Raw genomic sequence first — 26,010 nt, 5'->3', positions numbered from 1 at the left:
CCTCACAGCAGCCAGCATGCAGCGTAGTGGTCTTTATCAATTTCCTTCAGCTCGGGTTCCTGCTGGCGGCAAACGTCCATAGCGTAGGGACACCTCGGGTGGAAGCGGCATCCTTTCGGCGGGTTAATGAGGTTGGGTGGCTGTCCTGGGATGAATTCGAGCTTCTCAACGTCCTCGTGAAGCCTCGGTATGGCCGCGAGGAGCTTCTGGGTATACGGATGAGCCGGCTCATAGTAGATCTTCTCACTGTCCCCTATCTCAATGATCTTACCGGCGTACATTATAGCTAACCTATCACTTACCTCTGCGAGGATGCTGAGGTCGTGGGTGATGAAGATCATCGAGAGGTTGAGCTTCTTTTTGAGGTGCTTCAGGAGGTTAATGATCTGAGCCTGGACAACGACGTCAAGGGCAGTGGTAGGCTCGTCTGCTATGATGACGCTGGGTTCCATAAGCAGGGCCATTGCTATAACAACACGCTGCTTCATACCACCACTCAGTTCGTGGGGGTAACGATAGACTACCTCGGGATCAAGGCCGACCAGTTCAAGATACTTCTGGGCCCTGTTAAGTGCCTCTTCCCTGCTCATATCCGTATGATACATGAGGGGCTCTATCATTTGATAGCCGATGGTATAAACCGGGTTGAGGGCGTTCATTGCACCCTGGAATATCATCGATATCTTCTGCCAGCGGATTTCCTTTCTGAGGACGTCTTCCGGAAGACCTACTATCTCCCTTCCCTCAATTTTTATACTGCCATCAACGATCTTTCCTGGGGGGGTGGGCATACCCAAAAGGGTAAAGCCAAGGGAGGACTTGCCGCAGCCGCTCTCACCGGCAAGTCCCAGCACTTCACCCTTCTTGAGGTCAAAGCTGATGTCGTCAACGGCCTTAACGGTGCCCTTGTTGGTGAAGTAATACATCTTCAGATTCCTAACCTCAAGCACATTGGTTGTCATTTATACCACCTCACGAGCGCTTAAGCTTTGGATTGAGGACCGTATCGAGAGATACACCTATGAGGACGAACACGAGGCCGACGAAGGCTATTGCAAGTCCTGGTGGGATGATCTGCCACCAGTAGCCGTTTATCGTCGCGTTATTATTGTAGGCGGCGTTGAGCATCTGACCCCACGTTATCATGTTCTGACTCGTGAGTCCGAGGAAGCTGAGACCCGCCTCAGAAAGTATGGCACCGGGAACGCTCAGGGCTATGCTTGCGAAGGCATACGGGAGCAGCTGTGGGACGATGTGCCTGAAGATAACTCTACCCGTGCTCGCACCCAAGGCCCTGGCGGCTTCAATGTACGTCTGCTCCTTGATCTGAAGCGCCATGCTTCTGGCGACCTTGGTGGTGCCCATCCATCCAAAGAGCACCAGGATAATGACAAGCTGGGTCAGGTTGAGTCTACCGCCGAGGTAGAGGGAGAGCAGGATAAGCATCGGAAGTAGGGGAAGCGTCATCATGAACTCAGTGAACCTCTGAATTGCCTCATCTGCCCAGCCTCCAAGATAGGCACTGACAACTCCAATGAGGACTCCGATAAGGACTGAAGCTATAGCCACCGCAAGGCCTATGGAAAGGGCAACCCTGGTTCCCCAGAGGAGTCCAATGGCAATTGGCCTGCCATACTGGTCAGTACCCAGTAGTCCGTAGGTTCCTCCGACCACAACCACCTTGAAGTCCGAGAAGTCCACATTAACATCGCTCGGTGCAGTTATCGTAATCTTTATTTCATAATCGCCTTTGAGGGGCTCGGGGTTGTCTACAACGTCCTCAAAGGAGCGGGGGTTGCCTGAGCTGTCCATTATCTTTCCAAAGATTACCTGCATCCTTCTCTCAGCGACCAGCTTGGCTATAAGGCTGGAAATTTGGGGGTCGCTCATGGTAAGGAACTGTATGTTGCTCGGTGAGACCTCCATTCCAAGCGCGGTGACATTTAGGACGCCGTTTTCGTAGAGCCAGTAGAGGAGATAGTTGAGGGTATCCTGAAGACCAGCTATCTGGATCTGGCTCCCCGATGGGAACTGGAAACCATCGAGCAAGAGGAGAGTGTTGTTCAGATTCTTTTCAGGCGGACGGACTATCTCTACCCTTACGACTGGGTTCTCAGTGGGCACTGTAGCGTTTGACTTTAGGTCAGCGAGGACTATATCAACGGGCGGTATGTTAGTCTCCATGCGATAGTGTAATGTTATCGTATAGACGTTGTAGCCGTTTTCGGTGGTTTCACTGACTTTATACTGGCCCGGATCAAATCTGGCTGTTGGAGCCTTACTCTCACCAATGAAGTGGCTCTCCCAAGCAGGGGGGGCGTTCTTAGGATTAACTAGCCACTCAGTTCCTCCGGGCTGCCACTCTTTCGGGATGTTGGGACTGGTTATCACGGGAGCAGCCAGAGCCAGGATTACAAGGATAATGAGGGATATTAAACCAAGCATACCCGACTTCTGGTGCTTATACTCACTCCAAAACCTCTTGACGCTGTCCTTAAAGTCAACCCACCTCATTTGCACCACCTCATGAGCTAGCCGCGGCTCCAATTCTAATCCTCGGATCGAGGTACGCGTAGAGTATGTCAGCCAGAACCATTGAGAGTACTGTCAATACGGCGAACATGTAATTGAGGGCCATCATGGTTTCAATTGCAATTGGCTGCGAAAGGGCCTGCCAGTAAAGACGGCCCATTCCTGGCCAGTTGAATACTATCTCGGTTATAATGGCACCTCCAAGGGATCCAATAAGGCCGAAGATTACCATCGTGATTATTGGGGGAGCAGCCGCTTTTAGAGCGTGCCCATAAATGACCTTTCTCTCCGGAACACCCTTGGCCCTGGCAACCATGATGAAGTCTTCCTGCATGGTTCCGATCATAATGTTTCTGGTCGTCCATGCCCAGCCGCCGAAGAGGTTCAGGACTATCGTGAGTACTGGAAGAGTCATCTTCTCAAGGAGCTCCTTGGTGTTGGCCGTGAACACCTGGGAGTAAAGCGTTATGGGGAGCAACTTTAGATAGACAACGAAGAGCAGGATCATGAGCATCCCAAGCCACCACATTGGAAGGCTTGTAGTAATCATCGCCAGAACCGATATTGTCCTGTCGAGCAGGCTACCTGGTTTTTGGGCGCTTTTAACACCCAGTCCGATACCGATGAGAATTACTAGTATCTCCGCAGTCGTGAACAGGAGTATGGTCCTCAGGAGAGCAATCTTTATCTGTTCAGTAACACTGGTTGTTCCGAAGACTTTTCTGTGTGACTTCCCCCATTTGAACAGAAATGTGTTCAGCGTATAATTCCCGACTCTGGCCCAATAGGGCTTGTCAAGGCCATAATTGTGCATTAGGATTTTCTTCTGGGTTTCTATCTGCTCTTGAGATGGCTCCTGGTTGTGAGCCTTAGTGTACGCCTGAATCCACCCCTGGAGGTTGTCCTCGACTAAAGACTTGTTCTGTTCATCCGCTAGTTTAGTGAAAAGTGCAGACATCAGCAGTACTGCCAGAAACAGGACTATAACAGCGTTCACCAGCCTGTAAGCCACGTACTTCCCAAAGCTCATCCCCATTGGTATCCCTCCAAGTTTCTGTGGGAACGGAGTCAACTTTTACATGAAAGTTAAAGTTTAAATAGTTTTCCCCCTGGGAAGCACAGATGAACACGTAAGAGCATTAAAGTTTCGAAGGCCCGGACTGCACAAATTGGGCCAAGAGAAAGAGAAAAGGGAAAGGCTCACTTCCTCCTCTTGAGGAGGAGTGGGACCACTGCCAGGCCGATTATGGCCGCTGGACCGCAGATTCCTCCACCGCCCTTGCTGGTGGTTGTTGTGGTGGTAGTGGTAGTTGTCGTCGTTGTAGTAGTGGTTGGCTTGCTGGTCGTAGTTGTAGTGGTCGTTTGGGTTGTGGTGGTTGTAGTTGTTGTCATCGTAGTGGTGGTTGTGGTGGTAGTGGTTAGCTGGCTGGTCGTAGTTGTAGTGGTGGTAGGCTGAGTCGTAGTGGTTGTAGTTGTGACTGGGGCAATGGACCTGGTGGCGAGGAAGCTTCCAAGTCCCGTGATTGGGTCAGGCATTGGGACCTTAATCAAGTTCTTGTTGAGGAGGTAGAAGTTCCAGGTCTCGGCAGTGTAAATACGATGTGAGTTGAGGAGGTGGGTTCCGGTGGCCAGCTTGTAGAAGTCCCAGAACTGGTCGGTGGTCTGGATGCTGATAGTGACGTTGTTCGGGCCGGTCCACTCGTTTTTGTACAGTATAGTAGTAAGGTCGTAGCCGGTCCAGTCAAGGAGCGGCTGGAGCTTGTCCGGGGTGTTGTAGTACTTGAGAGCAAGTGCCTGAATGAACTTGTTAAGGTCTCCACCGCTCACTGTGTCAACAAGCTCCCTAACGGTCTTCGGGTTGTGGTAGGCAGCACCCATCTTCGGAGCATAGAAGTAGTCAAATTGCCAGTAGTCCCAGGCAATGCCGGTGATCGTCTGTATACTGCTGACGACCCAGCCCTCAGTGTAAACTTGCCACTGGAGAGTTGTCGGGTCACCACCGTAAACAGCTGGACTGGCCTGCTCCCTCGGCCAGCCAAGGAATTCAACCTTAAAGCCAGCCTGCTCGAGGAGCTTGGCGACGTACTTACCCTCGTCAAACCTCTGGTCTTCAACACGGCCTATAACCTTGATGGTGACGGGTTCACCGTCGAAGTACCAAATGCCGTTCTGCTGGGTAAGGGTGTGGCCCATCTGCTGGAGCTTCTGGGCAGCCTTGCTCATGGCATTGTTGATCAGGCTGAGGGCGTACTGCTGATCACCCTGCCCGGTCATTCCCAAGGCCCTGGCCACGGTGTTAATAGCCGAGGCAGCATCGACCTGACCACTGACCTCGGGGCCGAAGAGGGGAGCACCGCCACCCTGGAGGATGTTGGTCTGGATGTAGTTCCTGCTGATGAGCCAGTTCATGGCGTACCTCACACCCGGAAGGGCCAACGGGTTGAACTTGACGGTTCCGGATGAGTTGACCAGGCCCGTCTCGGGGTCACCAACGAAGTTGAGGTTAAGAGCCCACCAGACACCAATGGTCTTTATCAGGCTGACCGAGCTGCTGTACTGCTGTACAATGCTCTGAAGGTCGCTGTAGGGAGTCTCGTACCAGTAGAAGGCATACTTACCTTGGGCAACGGCCAGGAGTGCGGTCTGCTGGTTATTAGTACCGATCACGTCGATCTCATCCCAGTACGGTTCGAAGGGCATCTCGTTGCCGTTTATCTTGTCGGTGGCAAAGCCAATCCTCTCGTTGTTGGCGCGCTTGAGAACGACCGTGAGACCGCTTGGGTCATACTTTTCAAGGTAGTACGGTCCATCGCTTATGAGGAGGTTCTTGTAGTTGTCAACCCATGTGATGACGGCGTTGTAGCCTTCCTTGGCTAGGTCAACGGTTATTCCCGCCTGCTCCTTGCTGACACCCCACTTCTGGAGGTAAGTGCCGATACCACTTGCATCGCTGAGCCAGAGAGGTATCGGGTTGTTGAGAAGGTTCTGGGCCTCCTCCTTGAAGTATCCAACCTGCTCCGGGTCAATCATGTCAAGCTGATAGTCAACGCCCTGGGTGGTACTCCAGGAGAAAGTCTTGCCGTCAATTCCGTGGGCAACGACCTCACTCACCACATTGTAGGTCTGCCACGGGAAGGCAGGCTTCTCCATGAAGTTTCCAACGGCAGTGCTCCACCTATCGTAAGGCACGTAGAAGTCCTGGTAAATGGTGTACTCAATGTAGCTGTCGGTGACCTCGTTTACCTTAAGACCCCTAACAAGCTCAAGGATACTCTGGTAGTTGTTGGCCCAGGTCTCGTCATAGTACGGGTCGTTGTTACTATCCTGGTAGGCCCACTCCCAGGCCATGGCATAGTCGAAGAGATAGTCAGCCAGAGTTATCTTCTGTCCGCTGACCCATGTTCCAAGACCGCACTTCCAGGTGACGGCACTTTTAACCGTCTGGCCAGCGTATGGAGCAACCCACTTCTTCTGGGTTCCGTTCCAGATTATCGCATCGTCCGGAACCTGGACGTTGGTTTTGATGTCAACGAGCTGGCACCTGTAGTTGTGGTACTGTGCGTCCGGGCCGACAACAGTTGGATAATCGTAGAGGTACCACCAGACGCGGATAGTGTAAACGTCGGTCATTCCGCTCGGCGAGGGGTTGAAGACACCCATGAACAGGGAGTTGCTTGAAGCCAGCTGGACGATTTTAAGAACCTTGGGCTGGTTTTCCGCTGCTGCCACTGGCTTTGACACTGCAAAAACACTAAACACCATCAGACCCATTATAAACAAGCCCAAAACTTTCCTGTTCATATTCCACTTGCCCCCTTTTGTTTTTTGGCACGTCTGCCTTCTACAGGCTATGGCAGCATTAGATTATACATCCGAACCCTTTTAAGTATTACGCTCCACAGTCCGCTATCACCCTCCGGGATATATGCGGGAGCGTTAATCGACGAAAACGGGAACACATCAAGCCGAAAGAGCAAAATTTTAAAGGGGACGGCTACTAACCACGTGCGGGCTCCCATGGAAGACCTCGTTATAGAGGGCAGATTTCTGTTCGAGGGGAAGATTACTCAAGGGCAGGTAGGGATAAGGAACGGACGGATAAGTGACATCAAAAAAACGGGGCTAAAGGGGGAAAAGACCCTCGTTCTTAAGAGTGGTCAGATACTCTTGCCGGGGTTGATAGACGTCCACGTTCATCTCAGAGACTTCGAGCAGAGCAACAAAGAGACCATCGAGAGCGGAACAATGGCGGCACTGCACGGGGGAATAACGGCCGTTTTTGACATGCCGAACACAAAACCCCCCGTCATGGACGTGAAGACCTTCAAAATGAGACTCAGCCTTCTGGAAAAAAAGTCGTATTCAGATTTTGCCGTTGGATTCCTCATATCTGGAAACTGCAACGAAGCAAAAGAGGCTGGAGCAGACTTTTATAAAGCTTTCATGGGGGCCTCAACGGGGGGGATATATTCGGAAGACTTCGCAATGGATTACTCATGTTCACCCGGTGTGCTAAGCGTTCACGCAGAGGATCAGGAAGAGATAAGAAAACACCCGGAAAGGCCCCCCTCAGCTGAGATCGTGGCAGTTAAAAAGGTTATAAGCCTGGCGGAAAGCCTAAAAAAGCCTGTGAACATATGCCACGTCTCAACCAGGGAGGCTATGGAGGAGATACTATCAAAGGAACTCCCCTGGGTAAGCTTTGAGGTTACTCCACATCACCTCTTTTTGACCGAGAAAGACTACAGAAAAAACCCCCTCCTCAAGGTGTATCCCCCTCTGAGGGACGAAGAGCACCGGCGGTACCTCTGGGAAAACTTCTCAAAGATACCAATAATAGCCAGCGACCACGCACCGCACACTCTGGAAGACAAGGCCAATGGAGCGGCCGGTATCCCGGGCCTCGAAACTGAGGTTGCTTTACTCCTTGATGCAATCAACAGAGGGCTTCTCACCCTCCAGGACATCGTGGAAAAGATGAACGAGAATCCAATAAGGATATTTGGAATAAAGGGGAAAGGTTTCAAACCGGGGGCAGACGCAGATTTTATAGTTGTTGACATGAAAAGGGAGTGGATCGTCAGGGCCGACGATCTATACACCAAAGCCGGATGGACTCCCTGGGAGGGCAAGAGGCTCAGGGGAAAGGTAACAACAACCATCCTCAGGGGAAAGGTCGTTATGGAAGAGGACACCATCGTTGAAAAGCCCATGGGGGTGCGGCTTAATGTACGCCGTAACGGAGATAGTGGAGACATGGGAAGTAGCTGAGAACGTTAAGGCCTTCAGATTCAGGGGGGCGTTTGAATTCACACCCGGTCAGTTCGTGATGGTCTGGCTACCTGGAATCGGAGAGAAACCCTTCAGTTTAGCGGACAGGGATCTTATAGTGGTCAAAAAAGTAGGTCCCTTCACGTCAGAGCTTTTCAGGAGGGAAGAGGGGGAAAGACTCTGGATAAGGGGGCCGTACGGGAAAGGCTTCACGCCAGCTGGCAAAAACGTGGCCCTTATAGCCGGGGGAATTGGAATACCTCCAATGTATGCGCTCTCAAAGGTTTGGAGGGAGAAGTTTGAGAGAATCACGCTGATTTACGGGGCAAGGAGAAGTGGAGAGCTTGCCCTTTTGGATGTTGAGAACTACGTAGACGAGCTAATTGTAACGACAGACGACGGTTCAGCCGGAATAAGAGGATTCCCTACGGACGTTTTAAAGGTAAAGAAGGAGAAATTCGACCAGGTCTATGCCTGCGGGCCTGAGCCAATGCTTGAAGAGATTCTGAGGATCATGGACTACCGGAACGTTCAGGTTTCAATGGAAAGGCACATGAAGTGCGGAATCGGAGTCTGCGGCAGCTGCAACCTCGGGAAATACTTAGTGTGCAGGGACGGCCCAGTGTTCAGAGGGGAGACGCTGAGGGGTATCGTGTAAAAACCCCAAAGCTTAAATCGAGGAAGGACGTATCTTATAACTGGGAATAACATGGTCAAAGAGGAGATAATAATCGACAAAGCTGGCATTAGGGAGGATCTCTTGGGATGGCATATCAAAGAAGTCACAGATCTAGCGGCAACTTATGACCAAGCGTTCCAAATTGTGAGGGAGCTCCTCCACGACAAGAACCCCCTTGTGAGGGCCAACGCCCTCCAGGTCATCAAAGAGCTCATAAAGAAGAACTTCCTCGGCCAGGAAAAGGTATCCATGGTTCTCGATGATGTGATAGAACTGGTAAACGATAAGAACGAGAGGGCATCTCTAAAGGCCCTGGAAGTCCTCAACCTCCTTCTCGACGTCGGGGAAATAAGTGAAGAGGCCTACGAGAGGATAACCGATGCTCTGATGGAGATTATAAAACGCGGAGCACCTATACTCAGCGAATACGCCTCGGAGGGCCTCGGAAAGACTGGAGCGAAAGTTTTGAGAATAGCCAGAAAACTCATAGAGTGGCTCTTCTCGCTCATCCGCTCCTCAGAAGACAGACAGGTCCAGAGCGCTGCCATAACCGCCCTCACCGAGATGGCATACCGGACTGACGACAAAAAGGTATTCAACGAGATATTCGAGGGGATGACCGATCTCGTCGATAGTACCGACCCCTACATTCAGGAGAGGGCGCTCCTCTCGATAGAAAGAATGCTGGCCAGGGCAGAAATGCTCACACCCAAAAACAGGATGAAGGCCCTACAAAAGGTTAAGGAAGTGAAGGGTAACGTCTTGCTGGCGTCGAAGGCTAGCACAATACTGGAGAAACTCGAAAAGCTCTCTGGAACGGAAGAAGAACTCACCGAATCCGAGGTTCGGAAAATGCTTGAGATAAGTGAGTACGGGCCAGAGGACGTTGAAAAGCTCTTGAACACGGGAAAGACGGAGATAGTCGCAGAGCTTGCCAAAGTGGACCCGGTGGTTATGTCAATGATAATAGACATGCTGAGCTCAGACGATCCAACAAGGAGAATGGACGCCCTCTGGGTTGTATCCAGGTCCACGAGTAGCTTAACACCCTCTGATGCCTACAGCGTACTCCCAGTTTTAGGGGAGTTCCTCAAAAGCCACAACCCATGGGCGAGGCAGACGGCGGCCGAGACGATGGCTGAGATATACTCCCTTTATCCCGGGACGGCGCAGTTCTTCACGTCACTGCTCGACGTGCTCCTAAAATCTGGCAGAAGGGAAGACATTGAAGGGGCACTGGAGCTGATACATGCCCTCCGAAGACGTATGCCAACTCCCGAGTTCAACAGGGCGATAATGGCAATCCTCATAGAGTTACTGCAGAGAAAAGAAGCGAGGGAAGTAACTTTGAAGTTCCTGGCCAGGGAGGCCCAGGAGCTCATCAACATGGACTACGAAGCCCTTACCGCTCTAAAGGAAGCCCTTAGGGGAGTGTACGGTGACGAAGGGGGAAAATACGACAACCTGATAGCGGCGATACTAGATGTTGTTGAGGACCTGTTAAAGCTCAAATCTCAGGAGAGTTAAACCCACTGTTCTCAACCTTTTGTTCTGGAAACTCCTTTAAGCGGTCTCTCCCAACCTTAAGCGGTGACGGCAATGGAGAACGGAGACGTTGAGGTCAAACTTAAAGAGATTGAGGAGCTCCTCGAAAGACTTGGGAAGGAGCACCCCAAGGAGATATCGGCCTTCTCAAGGTTCCTCCGCGAAACCCTCGACAACAAAGCATTGACAACCAGGGAAAAGGAACTGATAGCCCTCGCCCTTGGAATAGCTGCAGGCTGTGAATGGTGCATCTATCTCCACACCCAGAAGGCCCTCGAAGCTGGAGCGAAGCCGGAGGAGCTGATAGAGGCCGGCCTGGTAGCCGTTCTCATGGCCGGTGGTCCGGCGCTGATGCACCTAATACCGCTCGTGAAGGCCATAGAGAAGTTTAAGAAGGAGTGATCACTCCCCGCTGAGCTTCAGTATTGCCTCAGCTATGTCGCCTTTCGTTTCTTTCAAAACCTTGAGCGCGGTTTCCCTGTCAGCGCCGGTCTGCTCCATGACGAGCTGAACGTCTTCTTCGGGAATCTCAAGGACTTCCCTCACTTCCTCACTTCCCGGGACAATCTGGTAGGTCTTCTCGCCCTGGACGACCATGACTGTGACTGCTGGCTCTTTGAGAACTATTTCCTTCCCTTCAAGCCTCAAAACAACCTCCTTAACGCCCTCAAGCTCCTCCATCCTTATGCCAAGCTGGCGCATGAGCTTCTTCATCTGCCTGGGGTCCATCCCCATCATCCCAACCACCTACCCTGGTTGGTTAACGCTCTTAAAAGGTTGGCGGAACCTTTAAACGGATCGCCCCAGAGATCCCTGTGAATGTTGCGTTTATTCTCATCGGAGCTGAGAAGCGCCCGCGACCTGACTTTGGCAATGCCATCCACCACGCCACGATGAAAGCCCACGGAATATCATCAAACGACGCGATTTGACAAAAGTAAGGAGAAAAGGGTTATTCCCCCTTCCCCTCCGGGAAGTTCGAGGTTTCCTCGTTGGCCTTCATGATTTTCTGCCTGTACTCCTCGTACTTCTTTTTAGCTTCCTCGGCCTTCTCCTTCTCGCCGAGGTATTCGTAGGCCTCAGCCACGTGCTTCCACCACATCGGGTCCTCTTCAGCCTCTCTCAGGCAGTACCCAAGGAACTTCTGGTAGGCCTCCTTGGCGAGCTCCTCCATTCCAAGTTTGCGCGCTATGTTTCCAACGTCCTCCCAGAAGACGCCCTCCTCTTCCGCCTCCTTCCTGTAGTAGTCCAGGGCTTTTTCCCATGCCTCCTTAGCTTTCTCCTTGTTTCCAAGCTCCTCGTAGAGCTTCGCCACGTCCTCCCAGAACCAGGGCTCTTCCTCGGCGTAGCGCTCCAGGGCCTTTGCCGCCCTCTCCATGTTTCCAGCCTTCTTCCAGTACTCGTGGGCCTCCTTGAGGTAGTAGGTGTCCTTCTCCTTCTCGTAAAGCTTTTCGTAGATCTCCGCGGCCTTCTCATACTTTCCTGCCTTCTCATAGGCCCAGGCGGCGCTCTCCATCCAGCCGAGCTTCTCGTACATTTCAGCGGCTTTGAGATAATTTCCAGCCTTCTCGTACTTTCTAGCTGCCTGCTTGTACCTGCCTGCTTTTTCAAGGCTCTCGGCGCTCTTGAAGCGGTCAACGAGGCTTAGGTCAGGCTCGCTTATGTACCAGACTCCGAGGGCAACCACCGCGATGAAGAGAGCGATGATCCCAGCTACTACGCTGAGCTTCTGCCAGGTGGCGCTAAGATAAAGGCCGTAGCCGCTTATGGCCGTGAAGATAGCAAGTACCGCTCCATATTTCCAGCTCTCGGCGTAGAACGTTAGGGCCGTGAAAAAGAGGAGCATTAGAGTGACTCCCAGGAACCCGAGCGTGAGTATCACCTGGAGTAAAAGCCTCCAGCCGCCGTACCAGACTATGCCCACCGCTATGGCTATTACAGCCATCAGAAAACCTACAAGGTAAGCTTTGAGCTTGTCCATCCTTCCACCCCCTCGATTTTTAGCAGGAAGACCTTTTCGTCCAGCCTCGGGGTGTAGTAACCGATTCCGTTTTTGGCTACTACCCTGTGACAGGGGACTACTATCGGATAGGGGTTTCTCCTCATCGCCCCACCGATGGCCCTCGGTGAAGTGCCAAGGGCCTTTGCAAGCGCACCATACGTTATAACGGAACCTCTTTTAACGTTTTTCGTGAGCCATTCGTAAACGCACCCCTCAAAGGGTGTAACCCCCTCGAAGGAGAGCTCGCTCAAAACATCGGTGTTCTCAACCTTTCCGGTGATGATGTCCTTTACGAGGAAAGGGTAATCGGAGCTCTCAGGGGTCAGGTCAACGTTAACACCCCTTTTCCTTAGAAATCCAGAGAGCCTCTCGACGTTCCTCTCGAACTGCTCTCTATCGAGGGCGAAAGTTACTCCCTGGATCTTCTTTCGCCAGAAGACCGCTATCCAGACATTTCTGCCTGCTATCTCAAATGTCCCAGCGCCCAGCATCCCAGCATTCCCCCAGCTCGAGCCGTTTGTCGGTCATTCAGTTCACCGAAAAGTGTCCACGCAAAAGGGATTAAAAGACTTGAGTTAAATGGTTTCCGGTGGAAGAATGGGGAAGAGGCCGGAGCTTATGCTTTTCGCACTGGGAAATTTGGGCAATGTGAATCCCACGTTTTTCATTGGAATCTCAGCCGCTCTCATAATGTACTCCCTCCTCCATCTCAGGAAGCTGTTGAGGTGATGGCATGAAAGTTTACGTCTTAGGGGCCGGTTCGATAGGTTCCCTCTTCGGTGCCCTCCTTGCTAGAGCAGACCATGATGTGACTTTGATAGGCAGGGAAGAGCAGGTCAGAGCTATCAACGAAAGAGGACTGAGGATATCGGGCGTGGAGAGTTTCACCGCTTACCCTGAGGCAACTACCAGGGCACCAGAGGGGCCACCTGAGCTGCTCCTGCTCACCACAAAATCGTACTCCACAAAAACTGCACTGGAATATGCAAGGCACTGCATAGGGGAGGGGACATGGATCTTAAGCGTTCAAAACGGCCTTGGCAACGAGGATCTTGCCCTGGAGTATACCCCTAACGTAATGGGCGGAATAACAACCAACGGGGCAATGCTCGTTGAATGGGGCCATGTTAAATGGACGGGAAAGGGGATAACCGTAATAGGGCGCTATCCGAAGGGGGGAGGCGAGTTCGTTGAGGAGGTTGCCGAGGCTTTCAGGGAAGCGGGACTGGAAACAAGAACCACCGAAAACGCCCTTGGCTGGAAGTGGGCGAAGGCGATAGTCAACTCAGTTATAAACGGCCTGGGAACAGTTCTCGAAGTAAAAAACGGCTTTCTGAAGGACAACCAGAACATAAGGGAGGTATCCATTGCCATAGTGCGCGAAGGTTGCCTCGTCGCCCGGCAACTCGGAGTGGAGTTCGAGGTGCACCCCCTTGAGCTACTCTGGGACACAATCGAGAGGACGCGGGAAAACTACAACTCGACTCTCCAAGACCTAATGCGCGGGAGAAAAACGGAGATAGACTACATAAACGGCAAGATAGCTGAATACGCCTCATCGATTGGCCTTGAAGCCCCGAGGAACGAACTTCTGTGGGCACTCATAAAAGCCAAGGAGGGGCAAAGTAGATAAAGGAAAAACCGAAAATCCTGTGGGATGGAGATGGCGATATTCGGGGGAAAGGAAAACGAAGTCTTCAAGGCCATAGAAAACCACATGGTGGCCATTGAGGAAACCCTGAAGGCTTTTAGGGCTCTGGTTGAGGCCTACATGGCAGGGGACCACCCCCAGGCGAAGGCCTTCGAAAAGGAAGTAATGGAGCTTGAGAGGAAAGCGGACAAGCTCAGGAGGGAAGTGGAGATAATGCTCTACCAGGGGGCGTTCCTTCCGGTCAACAGGGGGGACTACGTCAGGCTGAGCGAGCTCCTTGACCAGGTGGCTGACGTAGCCGAAAGTGCGGCCCATACGATAATACTCGCGAAGCCCCGTGTCCCAGAAGAGCTGAAGGGAGAGTTCCTAGGGCTCGTGGATGCAGGGATCAGAACATATAAAACCCTGATGGAGGCCGTCAGGGCCCTGAACACGAACGTCGATAAAGCGATGGAGCTCGCAAAGGCTGTTGAAGACGCCGAAGAAGAAGCCGACAGAGTAGAGTACGAGCTCAAGAGGAAGGTTTTTGAAAGCGATGAGATAACCACCTACGCAAAGCTTATCTGGAACCAGGTGATAACGAAGATCGGCGACATAGCAGACCGCGCCGAGGATGCCTCGGATGAGGTGTTGCTCCTCTCAGTTAAGAGGAGGGGATGAATATGAAGGTGCTCGTTGCCGCGCCGCTGCACGAAAAGGGCATGGAGATTTTGAAGAAAGCCGGCTTTGAGGTTGTCTTTGAGAAGTACCCCAGTGAAGAAAGGCTCATTGAGCTCGTAAAAGACGTTGATGCCATCATCGTTAGAAGCAAGCCCAAGGTCACGAGAAAGGTCATCGAGGCCGCGCCAAAGCTCAAGGTAATCGGAAGGGCCGGGGTTGGCCTCGACAACGTAGACCTCGAAGCTGCCAAGGAGAGGGGCATTAAGGTCGTCAACAGCCCGGAGTCAAGCACAAGGAGCGTTGCGGAGCTCGCCTTTGGCCTGCTGTTTGCCGTTGCCAGGAAGATAGCCTTCGCCGACAGGAAGATGAGGGAAGGCGTCTGGGTCAAGGAGCAGGCCATGGGCATTGAGCTGGAGGGCAAGACCATCGGTGTCGTCGGCTTCGGAAGGATAGGCTACCAGGTTGCCAGGATAGCCAACGCCTTCGGCATGAACGTCCTCCTCTACGACCCGGCCCCAAACGAAGAAAGGGCCAGAGAAGTTGGCGGGAAGTTCGTCGACCTTGAGACGCTCCTCAGGGAGAGCGACGTCGTTACACTCCACGTGCCGCTGATCGATGCGACCTACCATCTAATAAACGAGGAGAGGCTCAAGCTTATGAAGCCGACGGCGATACTCATCAACGCGGCAAGGGGAGAGGTGGTTGACACAAACGCCCTCGTCAAAGCCCTTAAAGAGGGCTGGATTGCCGGTGCTGGCTTAGACGTCTTTGAGGAGGAGCCGCTCCCGGCCGACCACCCGCTCACGAAGCTCGACAACGTGGTTCTCACCCCGCACATTGGAGCCTCTACCGTGGAGGCCCAGACGAGGGCCGGAATCCAGATTGCAGAACAGGTAGTTAAGGCCCTCAAGGGGTGAGCTTTTCTTTTCCCTTTTTACCTCCCGGGCTTGCAGTAGAGAAACAACTTTCTTGATGTGTTTACCAGTATGCAGGCTAAGGTTGGGGCAAAAGTTTACCAGTATAGTGGAAAACTTAAGGCGGAAAATGTCACAGTATGAGGGTAAACTTCAAAGGTTTTCCCCCAAAATTGAACCATGGAGGTCGAAGACATCAAAAGGTGTTGGCTGACCAGCAGGACGTTCTGAGCGAAAAACTCAAGAGCGAAAGGGTAATAGAGAGGAAACTGCAGGGGAGAATACTGAGGAACTTTAAGCCAACAGCCCATATAATAACCGGGCCGAGACGTTCAGGAAAGTCAGTTCTCTCAGCAAAACTCCCAGGTAAGGCCCTCTATGTTAACTTTAAGGATCCAGCAATGGCCGGTTTTTCCATTAATGACTACAAGAGGCTTCTCCAGGCAGGATACGAGCTTTTGGGGGAGTTCGACTACATCGTCCTCGACGAGATTCAGGAAGTCGAAGGATGGGAGAAAATGGTCTCAGCCCTGAGGGAGGACTACCCTACGGTAGTAACCGGAAGCAATGCGCGCCTGCTCTCGCACGAGTTCTCAATATCTAAGCTACACCCTGCTGCCCTTCTCCTTCGGGGAGTTCTTGGCATATAAAGGAATAAATCCAGAAGTGAAGATCACAAAGGATGAAGCAAGAATAAAGAGGGCTCTGCTTGTGTATATACGGCACAGAGGTTTCCCTGAGGCTCTGCGATTTGGCAGGGAGTATCTCATGAACCTCTACAACGACATCATCACGAAAGATGTTATAGTGCACTACGGAATTAGAAACGTCCACGAGCTGAAAGAGGTTGCCTTCTACCTTTTTTTCAAACTTCACAGGGCGATTCACATACAGCAAAATCAAACACTCTCGGAATCGGGAACGTTGAGACTGTGAAGAACTACGTTGAGTACCTTGGGGCAGCATACCTCGTATTTGAACTCCCAAAGTTCTCCTTCAAGCCAAAAGATGTCCTTAGAGGGGAAAGAAAGGTTTATGCTGTGAATACAGGCATGGTTAACGCCGTTATCCCAAAGGTCTCAGAGAACATTGGCAGGTTAATGAAGAACGCCGTCTTCCTGGAACTGCTGAGGCTCAAGCACTACAGGAAGCCGGGTGTTGAACTCTACCATTACAGGGACGAAAAAGGCGAGGTAGACTTCGTTGTGAGGGGCGGAGAAGAGACGGAACTCATCCAGGTTACCTACGCCTCGGGAATGGATGAAATAGCCAGTAGAGAAGTTAAAAACCTCTTCAGGGCCATGGAGTCCTTCGGCTTGAAAGAGGGGACTCTGGTAACTTGGGACTACTCTAGAGAGGTTGAGCTCAACGGGTTAAGAGTCAACGCGATCCCGCTCTGGAGATGGCTTTTAAACCCTCACGTCAAACTTTTTAATTTCGAGGCAAACTTTTAACAGGTGACTGTCATTGCTCGTCGGGGCACTGGTTGAGGCGATAAGACTTGCAGTCACGAGGATTCCGGAGGATACCGTTGATGCCCTCAGAAAGGCTTACGAAGAAGAAAACAACGGGATAGCACGCTTCAACCTTGAAAACATCCTCAGGGCAATTGAGATTGGGAGAGAACGCTCGATTCCCGTCTGCCAGGACACGGGGACGATGACCTTCTTCATCAGGGCTGGGGTGGAAAGCCCCTTTCTAAAGGAACTCGAGGGGGCCATAATTGAGGCCGTCAGAAGGGCCACCCTCGAAGTCCCGCTCAGGCCGAACGCGGTTGGCATTCTAAGTGGCAAAAACTCCGGCGACAACACCGGGAGAGGAGTTCCTGTAATACACTGGGAACTCGATAAGGGGGATGAAGTCGAGATAGCCGTCTTCCCAAAGGGTGGGGGAAGTGAAAACTGCTCCGCTTTAGCGATGCTCGCCCCGGGAGAAGGGTGGGAGGGGCTCAAGAGGTTCGTGGTCGAGAAGGTTAGAACCTGCGGAGGAAAGCCCTGCCCGCCGGTGATTATAGGGGTTGGGGTTGGTGGGGGTGCCGACTATTCCCTGAAGCTCGCCAAGAGGGCTCTGCTCAGAAAAATCGGCGAGAGAAACCCTAACAAGGAGATCGCAAAAATCGAGGAGGAACTTCTGGAAGAGATAAACGCCCTTGGGATAGGCCCCATGGGGATGGGCGGGAAAACAACGGCCCTGGACGTCAAAATAGAGGTCGCCCACAGGCACCCGGCAAGCTTTCCAGTGGGTCTAGCTGTCCAGTGCTGGGCCAACAGAAGGGCGTTTCTAAGGTTAAAACCGAACGGGAGGGTAGAAATATGGCAGTGAAGCTGAGGACTCCTCTCGGCAGGGAGGATGTGCTCAAACTGAGGGCTGGTGATATAGTTCATCTCTCGGGGGAGATAGTAACCGCCAGGGACTCCGCCCACAGGCGAATCCTGAGTCTTCCGGGGGAAGAACTGCCCTTCAACGGGGAAGGAGCCGTAATCTACCACTGCGGGCCGATAGTGAGGAAAAAACCGGATGGCTGGGAGATAGTTTCAGCTGGCCCGACTACCAGTTCAAGGATGAACCGCTACCTCGACGGGATCCTGAGCCTCGGGGTGAGGGGGATAATAGGAAAAGGCGGGATGAACCCGGAGCCCTTCAGAGGCAGGGCCGTCTATTTTGCCTTCACCGGGGGCGCAGGCTCTCTGGCCGCGGAAAGCGTAGAGAGAGTTAAAGCCGTTCACTGGCTCGACCTCGGCGTTCCGGAAGCTCTATGGGTTCTCGAAGTTAGGGATTTCCCGCTGGTTGTGGCAATAGACGCGCAGGGTGAAAGCCTCTACAGGTAGAGCTTCCTTTTTTCGTTCAGTGGAACAACGTTCTCCTCGTAGAACCTCCTCCATCTCCTCAGCCTCTCCTCGACCTCCTCAGGCTTCACCCTAACCCTTGCAACGCCCTCATTAATTGCCGCCTCCGCCACCGCCCTCGCCACAACCGGATGGACGTCGGGATGGAAGGGGGAGGGGATTATCTCGTCCTCGCTCGGCTCTATCACCGAAGCCATGGCCTTTGAGGCGGCTATTATCATCCCATCGGTTATCGTGCTCGCCCTGACGTCAAGGGCTCCCCTGAATATGGCCGGGAAACCGAGGAGGTTGTTTATCTGGTTTGGATAATCGCTCCTGCCCGTGGCAACAACCTTCGCCCCCGCCCTCTTGGCCTCCTCTGGAAGTATCTCAGGAACCGGGTTGGCCAGCGGAAAGACCGCGGGGTCATCGGCCATTCCCTTTATCCACTCCGGTTTTATTACCCCCGGCCCCGGCCTCGTGAAGGATATGAGGACATCCGCCCCCTTCAGGGCTTCCTCGGGGCCGCCTTCAATCCCTTCGCCGTTTGTCTTTGAGAGAAGCTCTCCCCTGTAGGGGAACAGCTCCTCCAGCGGGAGATCCGGGGTCAAGACCCTGGGTTTCCCTCCAACGAGCTCCACCACGCGGACGTTCTCAGGCTTCACACCTGCCTCAACGAGGAGGCGGAGCGTTGCAAAGCCTGCAGCCCCTGCGCCGAAGAGTGCAATTGTTACCTCACCAAGCCGCTTCCCAACAACTTTGAGGGCGTTGAGCAATCCGGCCAAAACCACGCTCGCCGTCCCCTGCTGATCGTCGTGAAAAACAGGAATCTCAAGCTCTTTTCTAAGCCGCTCGAGGATGTAAAAGCACTTCGGCGAGGCGATGTCCTCGAGGTTTATTCCACCAAATGAGGGTGAAACGGCTTTTACAACCTCCACAAACCTGTCTGGATCCTTCTCAGCGAGGACGAGAGGAAATGCATCAACTCCACCAAATGCCTTGAAGAGCAACGCCTTTCCTTCCATGACCGGGAGCGCTCCGAGGGGGCCTATATCACCAAGGCCGAGAACTCTGCTTCCGTCGCTGACTACGGCTATTGTGTTACCCCTGTTGGTGTAGTCAAAGACTCTCTCTGGCTCCCCCGCTATCTCAACCGAAACCTCGGCCACACCCGGCGTGTAGGCCAAGGGAAGCGTCTTCCCGGTGAGGGGAACCTTCGGGATGACTTCAATTTTCCCGGGCCAAAAGTTGTCCCTGTGAAAGGCCTTAGCGTCCATACCACCACCGCCCTCCCTTGTCGTTCATTAGTTAAAAATCCACCGCTTTCATTAGAAAATAGACTCAAACCCGTCCACAAATGTCCCGCAAAAAGTACTTTAATCCCCAGGAATATCTCGGCAGGGGAACATCAATGAAAAGGGCAGCCGTTGCACTCCTCCTGGTTCTAGTTGTTGTCACCGCCGGTTGCATCGGCGGGGGCAACAAGGGCTCAACAGAATCCGAGTCCCCTTCAGGGAACATAAACTTCGCTTCCTACGGAAAGGGCCAGGTTCTAGAGAACTGGACAAAGCTAGCTGATACTTCAAAGGTCTACGTCAGCGAGGGCTACGAAGATTTAGCCAGACACTACTTTCCGAACGCTCAAATCCTTCCTGCAAGCCAGTATGATAGCGGAATAGCCGTCCTCTCCCCGAAGGACGCAAGAACGGTCCTCAGGGGAAAGCCGATTCTTATAACCGTCAACGACTACTTCGGCTACATTGTCTACAGGCTCGGGCTCAAGCTCGTCGGGCCGGACAAGGGCGTTGTGGCTGTTTTCAACGATAACGGCAAAGCTCACATCGTCTTCACTGGGACGAGCAAAGCGGGAGCCGGAGCAGCCCTTGAGTACGCAATGGGGCTGAAAAAAGGCGAAAAGGTCAAGGTGGACGACGTCGTAAGGAGTGGCGAGTTTGAGGGAGTTGTGCTGAAGGTCATAGGGGACAACGACTGGGACGGGATTCCGGATGACGGCGAGAGCTGGCACCTAACATCTTTCAGTGCCCTGGAGCCCTTCATCTACTACTGGAGGGTTGTGGAGGGGGAGAACGTTACCGTCAGCGGGGGCTTCATAAGGCTCGTAAACGGCTCAACAGTCTACATCCACGCCCTCGGGTTCAACGTGAGCATAAAAGTGGAGAACCCGAAGAACAAAGAGCTCACCTACGTCATCGAGAACATCAACCCCCGCTACGTCGAGGTAACTGGAAAAGCCAGGTCAGTGGAGATGGGTGAAACCGAGATAAAGGTCGTAAGCTCCTCGGATGACGTTAACATAGCCCCCAAAGACGTCACCGACTACAGGATCATCGCCTTCGGCGACCACAGGCCCGATGGAGGAACGAAGCCACCCGCGGTGTTCCTCAAGATACGCGACAAAATCAACAACAACGACGGGGTTTTCATAATTGACGGAGGCGATTTGGTCTACACGGGAAAGGTTGACGAGTGGGCAGAACTTCTCAGGGAATGGAGGTGGAACAAACCCATCTTCGTCGCCCCGGGCAACCACGAGTACCGTGACGAGGGGATAAACGTCTTCCACATGCTCTTTGGCCCAGAAAACTACGCCTTCTCCTTCGGAAAGTACCGCTACATAATCGTCAACAACGTTGAGAACAACTACGACCTCAGCGACGAGACCTTCAAGTGGCTGGAGGAGCAGATGAAGCTGGCAGTTGAGAAGGGAGAGCGGCCTGTCCTGGTTCTCCACGCCCCGCCGGTTGACCCAAGGCCCAACGGGGAGCATACCATGGGGCCCGAAGACGGCAAAAGGCTCCTGGAGATGATGAAAGCCTACAACGCCTTCGGGATATTCAGCCACATCCACCTCTACTGGTACGGAGAGGAGGACGGCGTCCAGATGCTCATAACGGGAGGAGGTGGAGCACCGCTGTACGCACCGCCCGACCAGGGAGGCTTCTACCACTATGTCAGAATGTACATGGCGGCAAACGGCACGATCTCCGTTGAGCCCGTCAAGGTAGAGCCGTGAGGAAACTTCATCCTCCTCTCAATTTTTAGGTGGTGCCGGCAGATACCAAAACTTTTTAAACCTCCACAGGGTTCACTAATACCGGGTGCGGGCCGGTAGCTCAGCCTGGTATGAGCGCCGCCCTCGCAAGGCGGAGGCCGCGGGTTCAAATCCCGCCCGGTCCACCATCCGATTTCTGCAGTTTTAAATCGATAGTTGCCTTCACCGCTCATCATCCACCACAAAATTTATAAGCCCGCCCCGTGAGGGCTATACGGATTTGGGGCCGTGGGGTAGCTTGGCCTATCCTTCCGGCTTCGGGAGCCGGAGACCCGAGTTCAAATCTCGGCGGCCCCACCAGCCTGTTATCCCTTTGATCGAAAGCAATCCAGTGTTTTCTGAAGCTGGAGATTTTGTCCAAAAGCCTTATATACCTTCTACCCACCTTTCTGCTGGACAAATAATCCATCGGGTGATGAGAATGAGAAAGGTGTTTCGTGGTTTAGTAGTGGCCATCCTGGTTATAGCAGTCTTTACGGCGGGTTGCATAGGGGAAACCACCTCAAATTCTGGCAAGACCACTCAAGGCCAGAGCGGGACATCCACAACAACCACGACTACCACGACAGCAATCCAGACGATCTACCCGCTAACAATTAAGGACGATATGAACAGGACCGTCACGATCACGAAAGAACCGCAGAGAATAGTGTCGCTAGCACCGAGCATAACCGAGACGCTGTTCTATATAGGGGCAGGAGGCAAACTCGTTGGAGTGACCCAGTGGGATGACTGGCCCCCGGCCGTGGAGAACATCACACGGATTGGAGGGTACGGAAAGTACGCCAACGTTGAGATCATTGCAAACCTCTCACCTGACCTCATAATAGCGGATGCCTATTCGCTCGACATACTTGGAAACCTTGAGAAGATAGCACCGGTAGTGGTGGTGAACCCGAAAGACGTAAACGGCATCTACAATCAGATTGAGCTTCTTGGAAAAATCACCAACAGGCAGGGGCAGGCTGGGAGGGTAATAGAGGAAATGAAGGCCAACATATCACGCGTCACCGAGAAGGTTAAAAACCTTACAAGGCCAAGGGTTTTCTTCCTTCTAAGCGCTTACAACGGGGAATACTGGACTGCGGGCAAAGACACCTTCATGGACGACGTCATAAGGCTTGCCGGTGGAAGGAATATCTTTGATGACATCAGCGGATGGGGAAAGCCCGGCAGGGAGGAGATACTGGCGAGGGACCCCGAGGTTATAGTGCTACTGCCAACCTCTGGAATAGATGCCACCCAGCTCTGCGACACATTCCTGGCCCAGACCACTGCGGTTAAGGAGGGAAAGGTCTACACCGCAAAGGACGCAAACGTTTATCAGAGGCCGAGTCCGAGGATAGTCAACGCAATAATGGAGATGGCCGAGTTCTTGCATCCAGCGGCGTTCAACCTGGGCTTTAACTCCACAGCCTGCGCTGTTTCAAGTTCCAGCGGCTGATGTAGTTCTCTCTATTTTTCCGAAATCTATTTAACCTCGTGCTGCTTCTATATAGCGGTGGTCGGAATATGGAATTCCGCAGGATACAATTTACTGGCAGGAGTTCGTACATAGTTTCCCTGCCGAAAAAATGGGTTCTGGAAAACAATCTAAAGCAGGGTGATATCGTACCCCTGGTGATAAACCCCGATGGGAGCATCACTATACTTCCCAAGGAGCCTCGAGGCGGAAGTGAGAAAAAGGAGCTCGAGATATCGAAGGAGTACTCCCCGGACATGGCCGTTCGGCTCGTCGTCTCGGCCTACATCCAGGGATACAACACCCTGGAAATCCGGTTTTTGGATGAGATGCCCTCCTACAAGGTTGAGATCAGGAAGATCCTTCAGCTCCTTCCCGGGATTGAGATAATCCTGGATGAGCCCCAGAGGATAATAGCGAAGAGTCTCCTGGACGAAAAGGGGGTCAACCTCGGGGAGATACTGAGCAGGATACGCTCAATTGTTCTCTCCATGATAGAGGACCTCGAACTGCTTGCGAACAACCCCGGAGAATCTGAGATACTGCGGGATCTAAACGACCTCGAAAACGAGCTCGATAGGTTTTACTTCCTCACGATAAGGACCGTCAACAAGCTGCTGTCCCGGGGGATATCCCCTGAGGATAGCGACATCGTTAGAAGGGACTTTGACCTCATAGGCATACTCTTCATCGTCAGAAACATTGAGCGGATCGGTGACCATATAGTCCGCATATCTGAAAAACCCGAAGTCCTGGATTACTCCAGGCTCAGGGAGTTCTTTACCGCTTTCATGGAGAGGATCTACGACAGAGACCTCAAAACGATAGACAGGCTTATGCTTGAGCTCAAGAAGATAATACAAAGCACGGACTCGAAGAAGTCAACTGCAAGGGAGAGCTACCGCAGGATACTTGAGTACCTTGAGAACATTGGGGAGACCGTGATCAACATGGCCCTGAGCTGACTTTCCGTTTTCCCCGATAAACGTTATAAGATCGGCTCCGATCAGGGCCTGGGATGAAAGATGAGGGTTATAATGACCACGAAAGTCGACCTTGCCTCAATGAACATAAAAGACAAGCTCATCCAGCACTTCGGCTTTAAGGAGACGGAGGGCATTTTTGACGGCAACCCTATCTTCAGGAGGGGAGAGGACGTTATCCTGACCACTAACGGCGAGATGATCTACTACGATAACCTCGACAGATCCATCGAGGAGCAACTCGGTGAAAAGCCGGAGCTTATAGTCTTTGCCTCGAGACATTCAAGCCAGACCAAGATGCCGGCTTTGACAACCCACGTTACCGGAAACTGGGGAAAGGCCATGTATGGAGGAAAAGACGAAAGCCTCGCCATTGCTCACCCAGTTGCCATGAAGCTCGCCCTTCTCAAGCTCAACGAGCTGAATGACCTTGGGTGGACGGTGTGCTACGAGGCGACCCATCACGGGCCAAGCGAGCTCCAGGTTCCCGGCCTGTTCGTAGAGATAGGCTCGAGCGAGGAGGAATGGGTAAACGACAGGGCAGGTGAGATACTGGCAGAGACGATAACCTATGTCCTCAACAACTTGGAAAGAGCAGAAAAGAAGTTCAAACTTGCCTTCGGAATAGGGGGAGGTCATTACGCACCCAAACAAACTAAGATGGCCCTTGAAAGCGATCTGGCTTTCGGCCACATACTGCCGAAATACGCTCAGCCTGTAAGCAGAGAAGTTTTAATGAGGGGAATCGAACGAAACTACGGAAAGATTGAGGCTATCTACGTGGACTGGAAAGGAAGTCTCGGAGACGCGAGAGGGATTGCAAAGGAACTTGCCAGGGAGCTGGGGCTCGAGTTCATCAAGGATTAAAGGCCACGACGAAAGGTTTAAAGAGTTCCACATCAATATACCCCAGCTTTGAATATCCGAACATTTATATACTTCCAACTCAAGTTTGAGAAAGGTGTTAAATTGCCCCGGAGGGTCGGAGGATGTTGAAACTGATTGAAAATGCCATGGATAAAGTCGCCTCGGGTCCGGCGGGATCCAAAGTTCCAGAGGCTTCGTTTTCAGGGCAGAGCGATATAGACGAAGAACTCAGAAAGCTTCTTGAGCAGATTCAGGCAAAGATATACGTCATCGGCGTCGGTGGCGCTGGCTGCAACACAATAAACAGAATGATGGAGGTTGGCATCCAGGGGGCAAAGATAATAGCCGCTAACACCGATGCCCAGGACCTTCTCAAGATACGGGCCCACAAGAAAATCCTTCTTGGAAGGGAACTCACCAGGGGCCTCGGCGCAGGAAACAACCCAAAGGTGGGTGAAGAGGCCGCCAAGGAAAGCGAGAGGGACATCAGAGAGGCCCTTGAAGGGGCTGACATGGTGTTTGTCACCTGCGGTCTCGGCGGTGGGACCGGTACCGGTGCTGCCCCTGTTATAGCTGAGATAGCCAAGAAGATGGGCGCCCTCACGGTTTCAGTTGTAACGCTACCGTTCACAGTCGAGGGAATAAGGAGGATAAAGAACGCGGAGTATGGCCTTGAGAGGCTCAGGAAGGCCAGCGACACCGTCATAGTCATCCCGAACGACAAGCTTATGGAAGTTGCCCCGAACCTGCCGATACACATGGCCTTTAGAGTGGCGGACGAAATACTCGTTCAGGCCGTCAAGGGCATCACCGAGCTCATCACCAAGCCAGGTCTCGTTAACCTCGACTTCAACGACGTTAGGGCCGTCATGAAGGACGGCGGTGTTGCTATGATCGGTATCGGAGAGAGTGACAGCGAAAAGAGGGCACTTGAAGCCGCCCAGCAGGCCCTGAACAGCCCGCTCCTCGACGTTGACATCAGCGGTGCCAAGGGTGCCCTAATAAGCATCAGCGGGAGCGACGTCAGGCTTGAGGAGGCGCAGCAGATAATAGAGCTCGTTACCAGCAAGCTCGACCCGGAGGCCCAGGTCATCTGGGGAATCCAGCTGGATGAAGAGCTGGGTAAGATGATAAGGATTTTACTCGTTGTAACCGGGGTCAGCTCACCGTACGCAGTTTCAAAAGAAGAGCCATCCACATCCATCCATGAGGGCGAAGAAAGAAAGGTCATAAAGCTGAGCGTCGATGAGTTCTGACAACCGTTATCTTTTTATTTGCTTTTTGAAGCTTAGGCTAAGTCAGTAAAAAACCGCTGTTTGATCATACGTGGGGTGTTCATTATGGCCGAAGGGTACATTGAGAGGATTAAGAACTTCCTGACCGAGTCAAGGAGGGTTCTCCTGGTCACAAGAAAGCCAAGCTGGAAGGAGTACAAGATGGCGGCAAAGATAACCGGAGTCGGGATGATCCTTATAGGAATCATCGGGCTGATAATAACCATAATCGGCTACCTAATCCTTGGCGGACAAGGCCTCTGATCGGTGGT

General features: G+C 52.6%; 27 protein-coding genes and 2 tRNA genes. 21 read left to right on the top strand and 8 right to left on the bottom strand.

Going from position 1 to position 26,010, the window contains the following annotated elements; translation table 11 throughout:
- Positions 1 to 2: 2 nt before the first annotated feature.
- From ACZ47M_RS08440 to ACZ47M_RS08425, 4 genes are all read right to left on the bottom strand, one after another.
- Positions 3 to 962, bottom strand: a complete 960-nt coding sequence (locus tag ACZ47M_RS08440; protein WP_315341918.1) for an ABC transporter ATP-binding protein — start codon at positions 960 to 962, stop codon at positions 3 to 5.
- 10 nt (positions 963 to 972) lie between these two features.
- Entirely contained in the window at positions 973 to 2,514 is a 1,542-nt protein-coding gene (locus ACZ47M_RS08435) for an ABC transporter permease (protein WP_315341920.1), read from the bottom strand.
- A gap of 10 nt (positions 2,515 to 2,524) precedes the next feature.
- Positions 2,525 to 3,604 carry an ABC transporter permease gene (locus tag ACZ47M_RS08430; protein ID WP_315341922.1) on the bottom strand — a complete coding sequence of 360 codons (1,080 nt, stop codon included), beginning with the start codon at positions 3,602 to 3,604 and terminating at the stop codon, positions 2,525 to 2,527.
- Between the two features lie 128 nt (positions 3,605 to 3,732).
- A complete protein-coding gene (locus ACZ47M_RS08425; RefSeq protein WP_315341925.1) occupies positions 3,733 to 6,303 on the bottom strand; it encodes a CGP-CTERM sorting domain-containing protein in 2,571 nt (856 codons plus the stop codon).
- Positions 6,304 to 6,549: 246 nt separating this feature from the next.
- Between ACZ47M_RS08425 and ACZ47M_RS08420 the strand changes: the two genes are divergently transcribed.
- The 4 genes from ACZ47M_RS08420 to ACZ47M_RS08405 all read left to right on the top strand — a co-directional run bounded on the left by ACZ47M_RS08420 (position 6,550) and on the right by ACZ47M_RS08405 (position 10,429).
- On the top strand, positions 6,550 to 7,803 hold the full coding sequence (locus ACZ47M_RS08420; protein WP_315342282.1) for a dihydroorotase: 1,254 nt from the start codon (positions 6,550 to 6,552) through the stop codon (positions 7,801 to 7,803).
- Complete coding sequence (locus ACZ47M_RS08415; protein ID WP_315341927.1) at positions 7,760 to 8,461, top strand: dihydroorotate dehydrogenase electron transfer subunit; 702 nt, start codon at positions 7,760 to 7,762, stop codon at positions 8,459 to 8,461. The genes ACZ47M_RS08420 and ACZ47M_RS08415 overlap by 44 nt, the downstream gene beginning before the upstream one ends.
- 51 nt (positions 8,462 to 8,512) lie before the next feature.
- Positions 8,513 to 10,009 (top strand): HEAT repeat domain-containing protein, encoded by a 1,497-nt coding sequence (locus ACZ47M_RS08410; protein WP_315341930.1) that lies wholly within the window; start codon positions 8,513 to 8,515, stop codon positions 10,007 to 10,009.
- Between the two features lie 72 nt (positions 10,010 to 10,081).
- Positions 10,082 to 10,429, top strand: coding sequence for a carboxymuconolactone decarboxylase family protein (locus ACZ47M_RS08405; RefSeq protein WP_010479947.1), 348 nt, complete (start codon positions 10,082 to 10,084; stop codon positions 10,427 to 10,429).
- Here the strand turns inward: ACZ47M_RS08405 and ACZ47M_RS08400 are convergent, their stop codons facing one another.
- The 3 genes from ACZ47M_RS08400 to otg form a co-directional block, all read right to left on the bottom strand.
- Positions 10,430 to 10,765: a nascent polypeptide-associated complex protein gene (locus ACZ47M_RS08400; protein ID WP_315342285.1), complete on the bottom strand. Its 336-nt coding sequence runs from the start codon at positions 10,763 to 10,765 to the stop codon at positions 10,430 to 10,432. It abuts the gene before it with no gap.
- A 214-nt stretch (positions 10,766 to 10,979) separates the two neighbouring features.
- On the bottom strand, positions 10,980 to 12,008 hold the full coding sequence (locus ACZ47M_RS08395) for a tetratricopeptide repeat protein (RefSeq protein ID WP_315341932.1): 1,029 nt from the start codon (positions 12,006 to 12,008) through the stop codon (positions 10,980 to 10,982).
- Positions 11,981 to 12,520, bottom strand: coding sequence for a methylated-DNA--protein-cysteine methyltransferase (gene otg / locus ACZ47M_RS08390; RefSeq protein ID WP_315341934.1), 540 nt, complete (start codon positions 12,518 to 12,520; stop codon positions 11,981 to 11,983). The genes ACZ47M_RS08395 and otg overlap by 28 nt, the downstream gene beginning before the upstream one ends.
- 106 nt (positions 12,521 to 12,626) lie before the next feature.
- Between otg and ACZ47M_RS08385 the strand changes: the two genes are divergently transcribed.
- The 9 genes from ACZ47M_RS08385 to ACZ47M_RS08345 all read left to right on the top strand — a co-directional run bounded on the left by ACZ47M_RS08385 (position 12,627) and on the right by ACZ47M_RS08345 (position 18,082).
- On the top strand, positions 12,627 to 12,758 hold the full coding sequence (locus ACZ47M_RS08385; protein WP_315341937.1) for a hypothetical protein: 132 nt from the start codon (positions 12,627 to 12,629) through the stop codon (positions 12,756 to 12,758).
- Between the two features lie 4 nt (positions 12,759 to 12,762).
- The gene (locus tag ACZ47M_RS08380; RefSeq protein WP_315341939.1) at positions 12,763 to 13,662 is read left to right on the top strand and encodes a 2-dehydropantoate 2-reductase; all 900 of its coding nucleotides are present in this window, start codon (positions 12,763 to 12,765) and stop codon (positions 13,660 to 13,662) included.
- A gap of 30 nt (positions 13,663 to 13,692) precedes the next feature.
- A complete protein-coding gene (locus ACZ47M_RS08375) occupies positions 13,693 to 14,340 on the top strand; it encodes a TIGR00153 family protein (RefSeq protein WP_315342288.1) in 648 nt (215 codons plus the stop codon).
- Positions 14,341 to 14,342: 2 nt separating this feature from the next.
- On the top strand, positions 14,343 to 15,257 hold the full coding sequence (locus ACZ47M_RS08370; protein ID WP_315342291.1) for a hydroxyacid dehydrogenase: 915 nt from the start codon (positions 14,343 to 14,345) through the stop codon (positions 15,255 to 15,257).
- Between the two features lie 203 nt (positions 15,258 to 15,460).
- On the top strand, positions 15,461 to 15,904 hold the full coding sequence (locus tag ACZ47M_RS08365; RefSeq protein ID WP_315341942.1) for an AAA family ATPase: 444 nt from the start codon (positions 15,461 to 15,463) through the stop codon (positions 15,902 to 15,904).
- Between the two features lie 16 nt (positions 15,905 to 15,920).
- Complete coding sequence (locus ACZ47M_RS08360; protein WP_315341945.1) at positions 15,921 to 16,190, top strand: hypothetical protein; 270 nt, start codon at positions 15,921 to 15,923, stop codon at positions 16,188 to 16,190.
- Positions 16,187 to 16,708: an ATP-binding protein gene (locus ACZ47M_RS08355; protein ID WP_315341948.1), complete on the top strand. Its 522-nt coding sequence runs from the start codon at positions 16,187 to 16,189 to the stop codon at positions 16,706 to 16,708. Before ACZ47M_RS08360 ends, ACZ47M_RS08355 begins: the two co-directional genes overlap by 4 nt.
- A 13-nt stretch (positions 16,709 to 16,721) precedes the next feature.
- Positions 16,722 to 17,576 (top strand): fumarate hydratase, encoded by an 855-nt coding sequence (locus ACZ47M_RS08350; protein ID WP_315341951.1) that lies wholly within the window; start codon positions 16,722 to 16,724, stop codon positions 17,574 to 17,576.
- Positions 17,567 to 18,082, top strand: a complete 516-nt coding sequence (locus ACZ47M_RS08345; protein WP_315341953.1) for a FumA C-terminus/TtdB family hydratase beta subunit — start codon at positions 17,567 to 17,569, stop codon at positions 18,080 to 18,082. Before ACZ47M_RS08350 ends, ACZ47M_RS08345 begins: the two co-directional genes overlap by 10 nt.
- On the opposite strand, the gene ACZ47M_RS08340 is transcribed toward ACZ47M_RS08345, so the two are convergent.
- Positions 18,073 to 19,356 (bottom strand): NAD(P)-dependent malic enzyme, encoded by a 1,284-nt coding sequence (locus ACZ47M_RS08340; RefSeq protein WP_315341955.1) that lies wholly within the window; start codon positions 19,354 to 19,356, stop codon positions 18,073 to 18,075. The two genes, ACZ47M_RS08345 and ACZ47M_RS08340, sit on opposite strands and share 10 nt — an antisense overlap.
- 134 nt (positions 19,357 to 19,490) lie before the next feature.
- On the opposite strand from ACZ47M_RS08340, the gene ACZ47M_RS08335 reads away from it, so the two are divergent.
- The 8 genes from ACZ47M_RS08335 to ACZ47M_RS08300 all read left to right on the top strand — a co-directional run bounded on the left by ACZ47M_RS08335 (position 19,491) and on the right by ACZ47M_RS08300 (position 26,002).
- Positions 19,491 to 21,113, top strand: a complete 1,623-nt coding sequence (locus ACZ47M_RS08335; protein WP_315341958.1) for a metallophosphoesterase family protein — start codon at positions 19,491 to 19,493, stop codon at positions 21,111 to 21,113.
- 89 nt (positions 21,114 to 21,202) lie between these two features.
- Positions 21,203 to 21,280: transfer RNA gene (locus ACZ47M_RS08330), tRNA-Ala, on the top strand.
- 94 nt (positions 21,281 to 21,374) lie between these two features.
- Positions 21,375 to 21,452: transfer RNA gene (locus tag ACZ47M_RS08325), tRNA-Pro, on the top strand.
- A gap of 115 nt (positions 21,453 to 21,567) precedes the next feature.
- On the top strand, positions 21,568 to 22,596 hold the full coding sequence (locus ACZ47M_RS08320; protein ID WP_315341960.1) for an ABC transporter substrate-binding protein: 1,029 nt from the start codon (positions 21,568 to 21,570) through the stop codon (positions 22,594 to 22,596).
- Between the two features lie 68 nt (positions 22,597 to 22,664).
- The gene (locus ACZ47M_RS08315) at positions 22,665 to 23,579 is read left to right on the top strand and encodes a phosphate uptake regulator PhoU (RefSeq protein ID WP_315341962.1); all 915 of its coding nucleotides are present in this window, start codon (positions 22,665 to 22,667) and stop codon (positions 23,577 to 23,579) included.
- 60 nt (positions 23,580 to 23,639) lie between these two features.
- Complete coding sequence (locus ACZ47M_RS08310; RefSeq protein ID WP_315341965.1) at positions 23,640 to 24,464, top strand: D-aminoacyl-tRNA deacylase; 825 nt, start codon at positions 23,640 to 23,642, stop codon at positions 24,462 to 24,464.
- Positions 24,465 to 24,586: 122 nt separating this feature from the next.
- The gene (gene ftsZ, locus ACZ47M_RS08305) at positions 24,587 to 25,720 is read left to right on the top strand and encodes a cell division protein FtsZ (RefSeq protein ID WP_315341968.1); all 1,134 of its coding nucleotides are present in this window, start codon (positions 24,587 to 24,589) and stop codon (positions 25,718 to 25,720) included.
- 84 nt (positions 25,721 to 25,804) lie between these two features.
- On the top strand, positions 25,805 to 26,002 hold the full coding sequence (locus ACZ47M_RS08300) for a protein translocase SEC61 complex subunit gamma (RefSeq protein ID WP_315341971.1): 198 nt from the start codon (positions 25,805 to 25,807) through the stop codon (positions 26,000 to 26,002).
- The last annotated feature ends 8 nt before the right edge of the window (positions 26,003 to 26,010 follow it).

It is taken from the genome of Thermococcus waiotapuensis (assembly GCF_055384795.1).
This window is presented reverse-complemented; position numbering and strand designations above follow the sequence as displayed.

What these genes read in the sequence shown, in the direction of transcription:
- ACZ47M_RS08335 (WP_315341958.1), top strand. Translation starts at nt 19,491, where the DNA reads ATGAAAAGGGCAGCCGTTGCACTCCTCCTGGTTCTAGTTGTTGTCACC.
- ACZ47M_RS08380 (WP_315341939.1), top strand. Translation starts at nt 12,763, where the DNA reads ATGAAAGTTTACGTCTTAGGGGCCGGTTCGATAGGTTCCCTCTTCGGT.
- ACZ47M_RS08420 (WP_315342282.1), top strand. Translation starts at nt 6,550, where the DNA reads ATGGAAGACCTCGTTATAGAGGGCAGATTTCTGTTCGAGGGGAAGATT.
- ACZ47M_RS08440 (WP_315341918.1), bottom strand. Translation starts at nt 962, where the DNA reads ATGACAACCAATGTGCTTGAGGTTAGGAATCTGAAGATGTATTACTTC.
- ACZ47M_RS08410 (WP_315341930.1), top strand. Translation starts at nt 8,513, where the DNA reads ATGGTCAAAGAGGAGATAATAATCGACAAAGCTGGCATTAGGGAGGAT.
- ACZ47M_RS08320 (WP_315341960.1), top strand. Translation starts at nt 21,568, where the DNA reads ATGAGAATGAGAAAGGTGTTTCGTGGTTTAGTAGTGGCCATCCTGGTT.
- ACZ47M_RS08415 (WP_315341927.1), top strand. Translation starts at nt 7,760, where the DNA reads ATGTACGCCGTAACGGAGATAGTGGAGACATGGGAAGTAGCTGAGAAC.
- ACZ47M_RS08340 (WP_315341955.1), bottom strand. Translation starts at nt 19,356, where the DNA reads ATGGACGCTAAGGCCTTTCACAGGGACAACTTTTGGCCCGGGAAAATT.
- otg (WP_315341934.1), bottom strand. Translation starts at nt 12,520, where the DNA reads ATGCTGGGCGCTGGGACATTTGAGATAGCAGGCAGAAATGTCTGGATA.
- ACZ47M_RS08375 (WP_315342288.1), top strand. Translation starts at nt 13,693, where the DNA reads ATGGCGATATTCGGGGGAAAGGAAAACGAAGTCTTCAAGGCCATAGAA.
- ACZ47M_RS08385 (WP_315341937.1), top strand. Translation starts at nt 12,627, where the DNA reads ATGGGGAAGAGGCCGGAGCTTATGCTTTTCGCACTGGGAAATTTGGGC.
- ACZ47M_RS08405 (WP_010479947.1), top strand. Translation starts at nt 10,082, where the DNA reads ATGGAGAACGGAGACGTTGAGGTCAAACTTAAAGAGATTGAGGAGCTC.
- ftsZ (WP_315341968.1), top strand. Translation starts at nt 24,587, where the DNA reads ATGTTGAAACTGATTGAAAATGCCATGGATAAAGTCGCCTCGGGTCCG.
- ACZ47M_RS08425 (WP_315341925.1), bottom strand. Translation starts at nt 6,303, where the DNA reads ATGGGTCTGATGGTGTTTAGTGTTTTTGCAGTGTCAAAGCCAGTGGCA.
- ACZ47M_RS08435 (WP_315341920.1), bottom strand. Translation starts at nt 2,514, where the DNA reads ATGAGGTGGGTTGACTTTAAGGACAGCGTCAAGAGGTTTTGGAGTGAG.
- ACZ47M_RS08310 (WP_315341965.1), top strand. Translation starts at nt 23,640, where the DNA reads ATGAGGGTTATAATGACCACGAAAGTCGACCTTGCCTCAATGAACATA.
- ACZ47M_RS08300 (WP_315341971.1), top strand. Translation starts at nt 25,805, where the DNA reads ATGGCCGAAGGGTACATTGAGAGGATTAAGAACTTCCTGACCGAGTCA.
- ACZ47M_RS08345 (WP_315341953.1), top strand. Translation starts at nt 17,567, where the DNA reads ATGGCAGTGAAGCTGAGGACTCCTCTCGGCAGGGAGGATGTGCTCAAA.
- ACZ47M_RS08315 (WP_315341962.1), top strand. Translation starts at nt 22,665, where the DNA reads ATGGAATTCCGCAGGATACAATTTACTGGCAGGAGTTCGTACATAGTT.
- ACZ47M_RS08395 (WP_315341932.1), bottom strand. Translation starts at nt 12,008, where the DNA reads ATGGACAAGCTCAAAGCTTACCTTGTAGGTTTTCTGATGGCTGTAATA.
- ACZ47M_RS08370 (WP_315342291.1), top strand. Translation starts at nt 14,343, where the DNA reads ATGAAGGTGCTCGTTGCCGCGCCGCTGCACGAAAAGGGCATGGAGATT.
- ACZ47M_RS08400 (WP_315342285.1), bottom strand. Translation starts at nt 10,765, where the DNA reads ATGATGGGGATGGACCCCAGGCAGATGAAGAAGCTCATGCGCCAGCTT.